The organism is Paenibacillus sp. 01T422 (assembly GCF_056398785.1).
On sequence record NZ_JBFTQB010000130.1, the window covers coordinates 1 to 12,875 of the forward strand.

A 12,875-nucleotide genomic window follows, 5' to 3' on the forward strand; every position below is an offset into this window, starting at 1 on the left:
GTTTGTTCCTGAACATATTTTACTGCTTCTTTTTTAAAATCTTCGTTATATCGTTGGCGTTGCTCTCCCATTGGCGGACACCCCCCTATTCGTTAAGTCTATTATTGGGGTCACTTAACGGATGTGTCCACTTCTTATTCTAGCCGCATTTTTCCTGCAATTTCAGGCGGGAAGCGTCTGTTGGGTACCTTAGCAGCTTTGGGCTTTGGGAATATGTCGGGGTTGCCGGGTTGGTAGGAACTTTTGGGGGGTGGGGGCTGGAGTTTCAAAACTTCACAACTTGCTCACTTGGGAACTGAAGAACTGGAACTTTGGAAGTTAGGAACTGGATCACTGGTGAGCTGAGCCACTCGGCGTCTGAGTGCATTTATTACTTGTTTTAACGCCGATTACTACTGCTACTTCCCCGCATCTGATCCACTTTAGCGCAAATAGATACAGTTTCTACCACTAATTTCTTCATATCCAGCCGATTTCGTCAGCCACCGACGATTTAGATGTAGTTTCTGGAGTAATTTCGTTCCCTGGACCGAATCCGCTCCGATTAACGGTAGTTTTTCCTGCTATTTCAGGCGGGAAGCGTCTGTTGGGTACCTACGTGACTTTGGGAATTGTGAATATGTGCGGGTTGCGGGTCTGGGAGAATAGGARCTTAGGAGTTTGGGAATTTGGGAGTTTGAAATCTTTGGAACTTGCGAACTTAGAAACTGAGGAGCTGGAACTTTGGAAGTTAGGAACTGGATCACTCGTGAGCTGAGCCTCTCGGCGTCTGAATATATTGATTACTTGTATTAACGCCGATTACTACTGCTACTTTCCCGCATCTGACCCACTTTAGCGCAAATAGATACGGTTTCTACCACTAATTTCTTCCAATCCAGACGATTTCGTCAGTCACCGACGATTTAGAGGTAGTTTCTGGAGTAATTACCTTCTCTGGAGCGAATTCGCTCCGATTAACGGTAGTTTTTCCTACTATTTCAACGGGGGAGCATCTGTTGGGTAGCTAAGGGGTTGCGGGTTGCGGGTTGCGGGTTGCGGGTTGCGGGTTGTAGGTTGTAGGTTGTAGGTTGTAGGTTGCAGGGTTGAGGGTTGTAGGGTTGGCGGTTGTTTACTCTAGTTCCTTTTCACCGAACGGTCCTGTCCTGTATATCCTGTATATCCCGTTTCTCCTTACTCATATCGCTATCCTGCTTACCTTTACTCTCATCGCTACCCCGGTTAAGCCCCTTATCCAGYGAAACCGTATGAACATGATCCTGCATCTTCACATGCTTCAATGCATTAATCTCCCCCCCGATAATAATGAGCAGCGCGGATATGTAGAACCAAGTCATAAGGACGATGATCCCCCCGACACTGCCGTAAGTAGCGCTATAATTCGTAAAGTTATTCACGTAGAAAGAGAAGCCGAGCCCCGTCCCCTGCCAGCCAATGGAGGCGAACAAGGCGCCGGGGAGCACACTTTTACACGTGAGACAGGTGTTCGGAGCTATGTAATAAATGCCTGTGAAAACAATGAACAAGATAATGAAATTCACAATCCAGCGAAGATTGTTCCAAACGTTGACCTTCGTTGTCGCCAGATGAACATGCGCTTGTACCCAATCGCCAATCCAATGACCGAATACGCTCAAAAGCAGCGCAGAAGCAATGACTATGAGCATGCCCAGCGTCAGCATAACAGCCAGAAAACGCGAGTGAATAAAGCTTTTGCGCTCTGGCAAACCGTAGGCTTTGTTCACGGCAATCACGATGGCGTTCATCGCTGCGCTAGCGCTCACCAAAGCAAGGATTAGCCCGAAGGACAAGGTCCCTCCTCTTTTTACATCGAGCAGATTCGTCAAGGTATCCTCAAGCCAACCGGAAACAGCGCCCGGTATATAGTCTTTAATCAGCGTCACTACATCATCAGAGGAGAATGGCAAGTACCCGAGCAAACTTAGAATAAAGAGCAGAAACGGGAACAGCGACAGCAGGAAATAATAGGCGCACTGTGCAGCCAGCCCCGTAGCATCGTGCTTTTGGAATTGGTGCCAGAGCAATTTCAAGTTAGATATAACCATTGGCGGAGTTATCCTTTCATTGCTCAAGAATTGTGATAAAATAGGTAGTTCAGTCCTGCAAGGAACAGGTGATTACCAATGAACTCTCTTTCTATTTACCCTACTCCAATAAGCTCTAAACCAGCCACTGAGCAAAAGGTTCCACACGCGCAGATGGCACGGTTGACGAATAGCTCGGATTTTGTACCCGACGAGGATCGGGACGCTTATTTTTTCCGCGACTTGGAACATCATCGCATCTTGTTGAACGAAGATCAGGTACAGGCTGTGCGCCATTTCAAAGGCCCTCTTCTCACGTTAGCAGGAGCAGGTTCCGGTAAAACAACGGTGCTGGTATGCCGAGTCGCTTATTTGCTGCGCGTTCACCGGGTGCACCCGTCGAATGTGTTGCTGATTACTTTTTCAAAAAAAGCCGCCGAAGAAATGCGGGAGCGCCTCGCTTCCCTGCCTGGCCTAGATACAAGCATCACCAACTCGATGCAAGTGAGGACGTTCCACGCCTTTTGTCTTCGATTGCTGCGCATGAACGGGTTCAATCAGGAGATTCTGAGCGACGGCCGCTATCAGCAAATTGTTTTCAAACGCATCATGCTGAGCATGGGGCTTCAGGATACTTACCAACCCGAGGTTCTCATCTCCATGCTTTCCTCCTATAAAATGCAACTGATCGACGTCAGCGACCTTCCCGAAGATACGGAAGAAGATCAGGAGATGAAGCGAATTTTTCTGCAATATGAGCAGTGGAAAATGGAGCAGATGAAGATCGATTTCGACGATATTTTGATCCTCGCATACCAGTTGTTGAAGGACAATGGAGATATCCTGCGCTCACTGGAGCGAAAGTTTTCTTACATCAGCGTCGATGAGTTTCAGGATACGAACACTGTGCAGTACGAGATTATTAAAATGATTGCTCGAAACCATCAGAATTTGATGGTCGTCGGTGATGATGACCAAACGATTTATTCATTTAACGGAGCTCGGAATGAATTTATTTTACAGTTTCATGAGCAGTACCCTGCAGCAACGACAGTGACTCTCGATATCAACTATCGATCCACCTCGAGCATCGTCGGGCTGGGCAATGCTATCATCAAGCATAACGTCCAGCGCAAAAACAAGACACTGCTTGCCACCAAACAAAGTGATACGAAACCGCTGTATATACGGCCTGCCAGCAGCGACGACGAGGCGGATTGGTTAATCAACGATATTCGGGTCAAAGTCGCCGAAGGTGGCTGTGCGTATGGGGATTTTGCCATTCTGTACCGGACGCAAAGCAACAGCAGGGCTATTATTGAGCAGTTAATCCTGCATAATTTGCCTTTTGTCGACTATGGCAGCAGCGATTCTTTCTATGAACAATGGATGGTGAAGCCGATTATCGATCATCTTCGGATTGCTCATGAGCGCCGCAATTTTGAAGCGATAGAGGGTGTCCTACCTTCATTATATATAGGGCGTGACCAAGGCATGCGGATTATTCAGGAACAGGAGGCGATTCAGGCTAAAAAGTGGCCGTTGATCCACCTATTGGGCTTGCCGCAGCTGAAGGATTTTCAGAAAGAAAAGCTCAAAAGCCGCATCCGTCTTATCAAATCACTCGCCGAAATGAAGCCGCTGGAAGCCATTCAGGCCATCCGCAAAGACTTCTACGATACCTTCCTGGAGACGAATAAGCGAAGCAAGCTTACGCATCACCGGGAAATGCTGAAGGAGACGCTGGATGAGCTAGAGTCCTCAGCCAAACGTTTTGATTCGGTGGAGCAGTTCCTTTATTTTATCCATGAAGTCGCAATAAAACGCACGGAAATGAGCGCACTGCAAAAAGGCCATGCGGCGAACAGAATTTCGCTCATGACGATTCACAAATCAAAAGGCCTCGAGTTCAAGGTGGTCTACTTACTCTGTGCGATTGAGGGCAACATGCCGCATAGCTCGGCACTCGAGGCGAACCAGCTGAACGATGTTCAGCTGGCTGGTGTCACCGCGCGCGACAAAACCGCCGCCGCGCTAGAGGAAGAGCGGCGACTCGCTTACGTCGCCGTCACGCGCGCCAAGGCCGAGCTGCTGATCAGCTCGCCGGCGTATTATCGCGGGAAGAAGGCGGAGCCTTCCCGCTTCCTGCTGTCCGCGTTCCCTGGCGCGGACGTGCCCGACAGCCGCAAGCCTGTGGCGGCTGCTCCGACTAAGACAGCCGCACCGCGAACGGCGGCTGTCACGAAAACGGCAGCCCCGACGGAGCTAGTCGCGGCGTGGGTTTGCGGCCAGGCCGGCTGCAAGGCCTGGTCGCGCATTTCTTCGCCGCAGGAAGCGCGGCTAACGGCGAAGGCGTGCCCCTTGTGCAGCGGGGCTATGGTCAAGGGCAGCAGGCTCGTCCCGCTCGCCCGCTAGCAATAAGAAAGGACGAAGCAGAGTGATTCTGCTTCGTCCTTTTTTCAATTACACTAGCTCTCTCAACGCTGCAAGTGCCGCGTCATAATTCGGATGCTCTTTCATTTCGGTTAAATATTCAACATAACGAACCGTATTATCAGCATCTACAAGGAAAATCGCCCGTTGATCGAGCTGGATTTCTTTAATCAATACGCCGTACGCTTGACCGAAGTCACGATGTTTGTAATCGGAAAGTGTAATGACTTTATCGATCCCGGCAGCCCCGCAGAAACGACTTTGTGCAAAAGGAAGATCCACAGAAATCGTCAGGATGACTACGTTATCCCCCAGTTTATCTGCTTCCACATTGAAGCGGCGCGTCTGCGCATCGCAAGTGGCTGTGTCCACAGAAGGAACAACGGAAATCAGCTTAATTTTGCCTGCATAATCCGACAAGCTAACTTCTGTCATAAGATCCTTATTCACCTTGAAATCAGGTGCTTGATCGCCAACTTTAATCTCCGGTCCTAGCAGGGTTACTGGATTTCCTCCAACTGTTGCTACTCCTGTGCGCTCTTGTACTTGTGTCATTGTAGTGCCTCCTGAATGATTATTGTGGTTTATATGTTTGGATGCCGGGAAAAGGTATTAAGCTTGCTCGATAACGGCTTTAAGTCTCTCTTTGGGTTGCACGCCTACTAGCTGATCAACAACTTGACCGTCTTTGAAAACTAACAAGGTTGGAATGCTCATAACGTTATATTTAGCAGCGGACTCCGGGTTGTCGTCCACGTTGATTTTTACGATTTTGGCTTTGTCGCCAACCTCGGCGGAGAGTTCATCCAGGATCGGAGCAATCATTTTACAAGGGCCACACCATGGTGCCCAGAAATCGACGAGTACGGTTCCACTACTTGTTTCATTTTGGAATGTTGCATCGGAAATTTGGTTAACTGACATGATGAATTCCTCCTAGAAATTAAGTTTATATCATAGCTATTGAATGTTATTCGGCTGTTACTGTGGATCTTATTTGGTTGTTACTAGCGCAGGTTTTTCTGAAATATATCGCTCAGCATCGAGCGCTGCCATAGCACCACTTCCTGCTGATGTGATGGCTTGTCGGTAGATGTGATCTTGTACGTCACCGCAGGCGAATACGCCTGGTATAGCTGTTTTGGACGTTCCCGGAATGACTTGCAGATAACCGAGCTCATCAGTTGGCAGTTGCCCACCCAGGAAACCAGTATTCGGCGTATGCCCGATAGCAAGGAAAATGCCATCTGCTTCAAGCAACTCTTCCTCGCCTGTTTCGTTGTTGCGTACTTTAAGCCCTTTTACACCTAGCGGTCCAGCTACAACTTCCAGCGGCGTGCGGTTCAGGCTCCAAGTCACTTTCTCGTTGCCGCGAGCGTGATCTTGCATGATTTTCGATGCTTTCAGATCATCACGACGATGCACGACGCGTACTTCAGAAGCGAATCTGGTCAAAAATTGTGCCTCTTCCATCGCGGTATCTCCGCCGCCGATTACGATAATTTTCTTATTCCTGAAGAAAAATCCGTCACAAGTTGCGCAAGTGCTGACGCCTTTGCCAATATTCTCGGATTCCCCAGGGATACCTAATTTCTTGGCTGTAGCCCCTGTAGAAATAACGATCGAATCCGCGGTCAATTGACCTCCACCTTCTAAAAATAAAGTGAATGGCCGTTTCGACATCTCCACTTCTGTCACACGTCCCGACTGGATCTTAGCGCCGAAACGCAGCGCCTGCTTCCTCATGTTGTCCATGAGTTCAGGGCCCATAATCCCGTCCGGGAAACCTGGGAAGTTATCCACCTCTGTTGTGGTGGTTAATTGCCCGCCGGGCTGTATGCCTTCGATGACAAGCGGCTCAATGTTCGCTCTAGCTAAATAGATGGCAGCCGTTAATCCGGCAGGCCCTGTTCCGATAATGATCGCTTTGTGGTGCATAGGAATGCCTCCTTTTAATGATCGTTATTTGTTAATTTTCAGATTGTTGATTATGTGAAGAAATCTCTTGTTTCTTACCATTCATTTGTTAGCAAATTAATTTGATGCAAACCTTATGAATGAATCATATCAATTTCACTTAAATTTGTCAACAATTAAATTGCATACAAATTAAAATAGAATACTGGTCCTTTCTGCTTCCATAATCCGGCTAAGCCTTCATGAAACTTTCAGTTAGACTTCATGTAGACTTCAGATTCCATAGGCATAATAAGAGCATGTCATCCAGAGACACATAATTGAAGGGAGCACATATGAATAATACAAAACTACGGTCAAATGCCACATGGAAATGGGTATCAGCTATCCTGCTGATCTGCCTTATTGCATATATCGCCTTCTACCCACCTTCTAAGCATGCAGCGAATAGCGYGGGGTCAGTCGAACCCGTTGCCAAAGTCAATGGTGTCAGCATCAACTCTGACCAGTTATATCAAGCCATGCTCGCCAGCGGTGGTGCGCAGACTCTTGATTCCATGATCTCGGAAGAGCTCATTAATCAAGAAGGTCAAAAAGCAGGTATTACCGTCACCGATGAAGATATTGATAAAGAAGTTGCTAATGTAAAAGGCTCTTACGGCTCTGACGCTGAGTTCCAGCAAGCACTCACTTCTTATGGTATGACCATAGACGATCTCAAGAAAAGCATGAAATCGCAAGTACTTTTGAAAAAGATACTAACGCCTCAAATCACAATTACAGACGATGAAATCAAAAAATATTACGATGAAAACCTCGAAACCTTAAAGGTTCCAGAGCAAGTTCAGGCCTCCCATATCTCCGTCGCGACGAAAGAAGAGGCGGATGCGATTGTTGCTGATCTGAAAAGTGGTGCAGACTTTGCCGCGCTAGCTAAAAGCAAATCTTTAGACACGGCAACCAAAGACAATGCCGGATCTCTTGGCTACATCTCTAGCGGCAACATGGACGAAGCGTTCGACACCGCGGCTTTTGCTTTAAAAGCAGGTGAAACCAGCGGCGCTGTTCAGACAAGCACAGGTTACGACATCATTAAGGTAACGGACCGTAAAGCAGCTACCACACCGACAATGGACGAGAAAAAAGAGGACATTAAGTCAGCGATCACCAATCAGAAACTGGCTTCCCTCTCGACTACATGGCTGCAGGATAAAAAAACGCAATCGACGGTTGAGAACTATTTGAGCAAACCTGCGGGAGCTTAAGGTAAGGCAGCAGCGGGAATAACTACCGCTAATCTGAGCCAAACGGGAGCAGCAGCGCGGTTAGAAGTATTTTCTCCAGCTAAAAGGCTGAATTGGGCAAGAATACTGCGAATACAGCCCTTTTAGCGGTAGATTTTCCATGTATAGTATCCGTACAGCTATTTCCGCTTGGAATAACATGAGTTATTCCCTCTATTCCACATAACGAGAGGCCGCTGCCTCCACGAATAGCACAAAAAAAAGGATGCCCCCAGGGCATCCTTTTTTACGGTGTACGAGTCTTCATCTCGTCCAGGCTCTTGAACTGATAGCCCTGACTTCTGGCGTCGTCAATGATTTTGGCGAGAGCCTCCGTGTTATCTTTGGATACGGAATGCAGCAGAATCACCGCGCCAGGGTGCAGCTGCGCCATCACATTTCTGTACGCATACTCCCAGCCCTTCTGCTGCTTGGGCTCCCAGTCGCGATACGCAATGGACCAGAACACGTTCGTGTAGCCAAGCTGCTGGCTGACAGCTAGCGATTGGCCGTTGAAGATGCCCCGCGGCGCGCGCAAATAATGCATTTCCTTCTGCCCAGTGACGGCGCTCACGCCATCTCTCACTTGGTCCAGCTCTTTCCTGATACGCTCTGCGGAAATTTGGCTCATATCCGGATGGCTCCAGGAATGGTTGCCAATCAAATGGCCCTCTTGCGCCATGCGTTTAAGTAGTTCCGGCTCGGTTTTGATGTAATGACCCGTCACAAAAAAGATGGCTGGCACTTGCTTTTCTTTCAGCACATCCAAAATTCTGCCGGTATACCCCTGCTCATACCCATTATCGAACGTCAGGAACAATTCTTTGACCGCTAGATCGCCTGTAAAAATAGCCCCATGCTGCTTCAACAGATTCTTGAAGCCTTCTTCATCAATGGAAGGACGCTGTCCGTTCGCGCTTTTTTTGAAGCCGAAATGATAAGACCCGTCAGCGGATACGAGCGTGGCCTGTCCGAACAGCATCGCAATCACGACGGTAAGGATACGGATGTAATTCATGGGTGCAGATTCACTCCTTGCCTTCTGTGGTTGAGTTAAGCCTTCATAGACTGTTACTAATATTCCACAGGAAAGGCTAGAGTAGGCGTGTTTCGAGCAGGGTAATATTGGATATTAGACGCCGCTAAGCTAATAAGTTCAATCGATTACTTTCCCGAAAATCTCCACGATATCCGCGCGGAACGAATGCCCCACCAGCTTCTGAATTTCTTCATAGGCTTCCCGCTGGGACATCTCCTGCCTATAGGAACGAGGCGTCGTTAGCGCCAGGAATACTTCCACTAACCCAAGCATCTGCGACAACAGCGGGATCTGGTCCCCTGCTAGCCGATAGGGGTAGCCGGTGCCGTCCACTTTTTCATGATGATACAGGAACGCCCTCTCCACCTCTTCAAAATCCGGGATGCCTTCACATAATTCCTTCGCCATATAGCAGTGCTCCTGAACGACCTCGAATTCGAATTCGGACAGCTTTCCTTCCTTTTCGAACATATAATCCGGAAGCTTGACCCTGCTAACAAAATGCAAAAGAGACAGCAGATCAATCTCCCACTCCTGTACGCGCAATCCCCCATAAGCCTTCACCAGCGACTTGAGCAGCATGCTCATCTCTCCAATTTCTTTCCGCGACGTTTGAGTTTTGCGCTCTCCAACGGGTATAAAACTTTGTAGAAGGTTAATCACCTGCTGTTTCTGCTGTTGGAATGCCAATGTTTCGACACGTTTTTTATACTGTTTACGCGAAATGAGGATGATACCACCCAGAATCACACTTCCTAATGTATAAACACCTCTGGTTATAGCCGCAATCATTGGCGAAACGTCCCCCACAATAACAGAGGTAGGCCCGAATATAGAGAGGAGCACGACGTACATCATAACAACGAGAGAGCCGTATACATATATTTTGGAATCTACCAGCAAACTAAGGAGAATGGGACAAAAGGCAATCGCCACCCACATGTGCCACAACGACAAAGGGTTGTAAAGCGTAGTGACGACAACAACAACGAAAATAATGACTGGAGATATGAGCTGCGTATACACATTTTCTTTGGGCAGGTTCCTTTGAATGACAAGAATTCCCCAAGAGAAAAGCGACACGGTAAGCGACGTTACCATATATAGATAAGATTCCGAGTCTCTGACAACGAGCCAATAGAGTATTCCACTAATCGACTCGTATCCTTCATTAAATAACCGTCCACACCGGCTTGAAAAGCACGATAAATATCTTCACTCTCATCAAATGCAGTTAGGATAATAATTTTCATCTGCGGATATAGGCTCTTGAGCGCCTTCGCCCCCTCAATGATCGGCATGCCGGGCATCTTGAGATCTGTCAGCAGTAGATCAGGCACTAAGGAAAGCGACTGCTCAATAGCTTCATTGCCATTAGTAGCCTCGCCTGTCACCACATAAGTGCCACAGCTATCAAGCAGAATTTGAAGGCCTGCCCTTACAATGGAACTGTCATCCGCAATAATGACTTTATACATAAGCTATACTCCTCTCTCGTGGTATACATGCGGTAACTGTTGTTCCCACTGCTACCTCAGATTGGAATGAGATTGTGCCATTCAACGTTTTGATCCGGCTCTCCATACCACCTAATCCGAACCTTCCCTCTTGATGCCTGTCCACTGACTTCATTCCGATTCCGTCGTCCTTAATCGCAACCGTCCATTGTACACTCGTAACTTCAATCGTGACGTGAAGATGCTTCGCTTTCGCGTGTTTGATGACGTTGTTGGCCGCTTCCTCCACCAAATGATAGATTGCGCCTTCGATGTCCACCTGTTCCTGCGAGACCCAACCGATATGCTCAAAAATCGGCTTCACTCCCGTGTTTTCTGTGATACGCTGCAGCAACTTTTCAATCGCATAATGGAGATTAAATGTTCTCTTCTCATCCTTAAGCTCGATAATGAATTGTCGGATATTGCGGTGGCTTTCTTTCACCTTTTTCTCAACCTCGGTTACGTAAGGGAGCATTTCCTCGCGCGCATGCGCGGGCAGTGCATTTTTCAACTGAAACAGCTGAATGGAGATGAAAAACAGCTCTTGTGTGATGCCGTCATGAATGTTCTGCGCAATCGTATTGCGCTCAATAGCGACCGCTGCTTCTTCTGCTTCCAGCAGTTCCTCATCACTGAAATGAATGGCTTCCAACCTCATAAGCATGAATTGGATATACATTTTGTGCAGGATCGATAATTCATTTTTCTCCGCTCTCACCAACAGCCAGCCATACGATTTCCCACTGCGATCAAGCAGTGTCTGGATGTACAGAGACTCTAATTCACCTGTAGGAGATGGTAATCTGGCATACATCCTCTGACTGTTCAGCGAAGCGTTTTGCTTCATATAGTTCGTGAAATAAGTATGCTTCCAGCTCTGTGCCTTCTCGTTTTGTCTATCACTTTCCATACAAATAATGACTTCACGCTCATCCAAAATTTTCTTGAGCAGTCCTTCTAAATAAGGAATACTCCCTTGCTTCCTCGGCTGCCGCGCCATAAAACGAGACGAGTAAATCATCACCAGCTTGCGGAATTGCTTACGCACTACTTGTATGGTGTAGTGCGCAAAACTTACCAAACAGAAGTAAGCCAGCACAATAAAGCTATAATCAAAATGGTTCAGGAGATACATGTACGCAGCCCCTTCAGCAGTCACAGCAAATACTATAGGGAGGATAAGCGCATAACAAAACAAGATTTGGAAATACCTTCGCCATGTCACAAACCGTTTAACCATTAATAGCCCGGTAAAGCAGTAAATTAAGAACGGAGAGGACAACCCCCCTGTTAACCAAAGCAAGTAAACGCCAAATCCAATATCAGCTGCCGATGCCGCAATTGCCGCTTTTTTATCCATTTTGAACAGATATAACAGACTGTAGGCCGTGTGAAATAGAACCGCAGCTAACAACAATCCCGGTGTCACATTGCCCGATTTGGTATATATCAGGAGCCCCATCAACAGCAGCACCCATCTGCCCCCGAAAAATAAATACAAGCTTGATTTATTAGTTAGTACCATCCGGAAATTCTCCTAAACTTTATCAATTCTTAATGGTCTTTCGACTATTTTTGTTATACAATGAAGCAGTCACCTAGAATTATAGGTAAAAAGCACTAGGATTTTATACCTAGTTTCAGTATATCATAGATCGCATGAATTTGGAGGGAACCCGATCGATGAATATGATTATCCTTGATGACCACCCGCTTGTTCGCAAAGGCATTTGTACCATTGTTTCATCTGGTCAATTTATGAATATTGTTGGGGAAGCAGCGAATACGAAGGAGGCTCTACAGCTTCTGGATCAGACAAACCCCGATCTTGTGCTCGTAGATTTGAATTTGGGAGCTGAGAACGGAATCGATTTTATTCAAGAGGCACGTAGGGCAGGACAYGCTTGTAAATACATAATCTTAACTTCATCCATCACGCAAAGTGAGCTTCATCTCGCACAATCCATGCAGATTGAAGGCGTCTGTTTAAAGGAAGCGTTTCCAGAAGACTTGTTGTACGGTATTGAAGTTGTAGCTCGCGGTCGTAAGTATTATGATCCGGTGTTGATGGGGTCCATCATGGACCATAAATCAGGCAGAGAGAAGCAGGAGCTTTCTGAGCTGACCCCCAAGGAACTTGAAGTACTGATGTCGCTCGGTAAAGGCCGCTCCAACAAGGAGATCGCTAACGCCCTCTACATCACAGAGTTCACAGTCAAGAAGCATGTGAGTCAGGTTCTAGCCAAGTTAGAACTGGCGGATCGGACGCAAGCTGCCTTATACGCTTTATCCAAAGGCTTGGTTCAATTCGAAATGCAGCGTTAATCGCCTACACATAAGAAAGATCCGCTGGGATAACCCGCCGGATCTTTTTTTTGGCTTTACAGGTCAAGAGGTTCAGCAATTTGATGCATCGGCAGCAAGGAGAAGACAGCATAACCTTTCACATCTTTGATGTGCACCGGACCCAGAGAGGGATCCCGACTATCCTTGCTTTCCCCCAAGTTCCGATTGTCTCCAACCACGAACAGGTAGCCGCTTGGAATCGTCTGTACGTCCATATTTTCCGACTTGCCGGCAGTATACAGCTCAGGAAGCGGTGCCTCATTGACATAAATAACGCCATCCCGTATGAAAACACGGTCGCCTTGAACAGCAA

At 47.4% G+C, this 12,875-nt stretch carries 12 protein-coding genes; 3 read left to right on the forward strand and 9 right to left on the reverse strand.

What is annotated here, in order from left to right:
- Nucleotides 1–1,127 precede the first annotated feature (1,127 nt).
- On the reverse strand, nt 1,128–2,066 hold the full coding sequence (locus tag AC1DUA_RS09980) for a YihY/virulence factor BrkB family protein (protein WP_477499586.1): 939 nt from the start codon (nt 2,064–2,066) through the stop codon (nt 1,128–1,130).
- A gap of 78 nt (nt 2,067–2,144) precedes the next feature.
- Between AC1DUA_RS09980 and AC1DUA_RS09985 the strand changes: the two genes are divergently transcribed.
- Nucleotides 2,145–4,460: a UvrD-helicase domain-containing protein gene (locus tag AC1DUA_RS09985; RefSeq protein WP_477499587.1), complete on the forward strand. Its 2,316-nt coding sequence runs from the start codon at nt 2,145–2,147 to the stop codon at nt 4,458–4,460.
- 48 nt (nt 4,461–4,508) lie between these two features.
- Here the strand turns inward: AC1DUA_RS09985 and tpx are convergent, their stop codons facing one another.
- The 3 genes from tpx to trxB all read right to left on the reverse strand — a co-directional run bounded on the left by tpx (nt 4,509) and on the right by trxB (nt 6,416).
- On the reverse strand, nt 4,509–5,033 hold the full coding sequence (gene tpx / locus AC1DUA_RS09990) for a thiol peroxidase (protein WP_477499588.1): 525 nt from the start codon (nt 5,031–5,033) through the stop codon (nt 4,509–4,511).
- A gap of 57 nt (nt 5,034–5,090) precedes the next feature.
- Nucleotides 5,091–5,402, reverse strand: coding sequence for a thioredoxin (gene trxA, locus AC1DUA_RS09995; RefSeq protein ID WP_477499589.1), 312 nt, complete (start codon nt 5,400–5,402; stop codon nt 5,091–5,093).
- A 69-nt stretch (nt 5,403–5,471) separates the two neighbouring features.
- Nucleotides 5,472–6,416, reverse strand: coding sequence for a thioredoxin-disulfide reductase (gene trxB / locus AC1DUA_RS10000; RefSeq protein WP_477499590.1), 945 nt, complete (start codon nt 6,414–6,416; stop codon nt 5,472–5,474).
- 314 nt (nt 6,417–6,730) lie between these two features.
- Here trxB and AC1DUA_RS10005 point away from each other — a divergent pair, with 314 nt between their 5' ends.
- Complete coding sequence (locus AC1DUA_RS10005; RefSeq protein WP_477499591.1) at nt 6,731–7,660, forward strand: peptidyl-prolyl cis-trans isomerase; 930 nt, start codon at nt 6,731–6,733, stop codon at nt 7,658–7,660.
- 265 nt (nt 7,661–7,925) lie between these two features.
- Here AC1DUA_RS10005 and pdaA read toward each other — a convergent pair whose 3' ends face one another.
- The 4 genes from pdaA to AC1DUA_RS10025 all read right to left on the reverse strand — a co-directional run bounded on the left by pdaA (nt 7,926) and on the right by AC1DUA_RS10025 (nt 11,741).
- Complete coding sequence (gene pdaA / locus AC1DUA_RS10010) at nt 7,926–8,696, reverse strand: delta-lactam-biosynthetic de-N-acetylase (protein WP_477499592.1); 771 nt, start codon at nt 8,694–8,696, stop codon at nt 7,926–7,928.
- Nucleotides 8,697–8,834: 138 nt separating this feature from the next.
- The gene (locus tag AC1DUA_RS10015; protein ID WP_477499593.1) at nt 8,835–9,818 is read right to left on the reverse strand and encodes an HD-GYP domain-containing protein; all 984 of its coding nucleotides are present in this window, start codon (nt 9,816–9,818) and stop codon (nt 8,835–8,837) included.
- The gene (locus AC1DUA_RS10020; protein WP_477499594.1) at nt 9,812–10,195 is read right to left on the reverse strand and encodes a response regulator; all 384 of its coding nucleotides are present in this window, start codon (nt 10,193–10,195) and stop codon (nt 9,812–9,814) included. The genes AC1DUA_RS10015 and AC1DUA_RS10020 overlap by 7 nt, the downstream gene beginning before the upstream one ends.
- Complete coding sequence (locus tag AC1DUA_RS10025) at nt 10,188–11,741, reverse strand: sensor histidine kinase (RefSeq protein ID WP_477499595.1); 1,554 nt, start codon at nt 11,739–11,741, stop codon at nt 10,188–10,190. The genes AC1DUA_RS10020 and AC1DUA_RS10025 overlap by 8 nt, the downstream gene beginning before the upstream one ends.
- 158 nt (nt 11,742–11,899) lie before the next feature.
- Here AC1DUA_RS10025 and AC1DUA_RS10030 point away from each other — a divergent pair, with 158 nt between their 5' ends.
- Nucleotides 11,900–12,541 carry a response regulator gene (locus tag AC1DUA_RS10030; protein ID WP_477499596.1) on the forward strand — a complete coding sequence of 214 codons (642 nt, stop codon included), beginning with the start codon at nt 11,900–11,902 and terminating at the stop codon, nt 12,539–12,541.
- Between the two features lie 56 nt (nt 12,542–12,597).
- Here the strand turns inward: AC1DUA_RS10030 and lepB are convergent.
- On the reverse strand, nt 12,598–12,875 hold a 278-nt coding region (lepB, locus tag AC1DUA_RS10035), incomplete at its 5' end, for a signal peptidase I (RefSeq protein WP_477499597.1).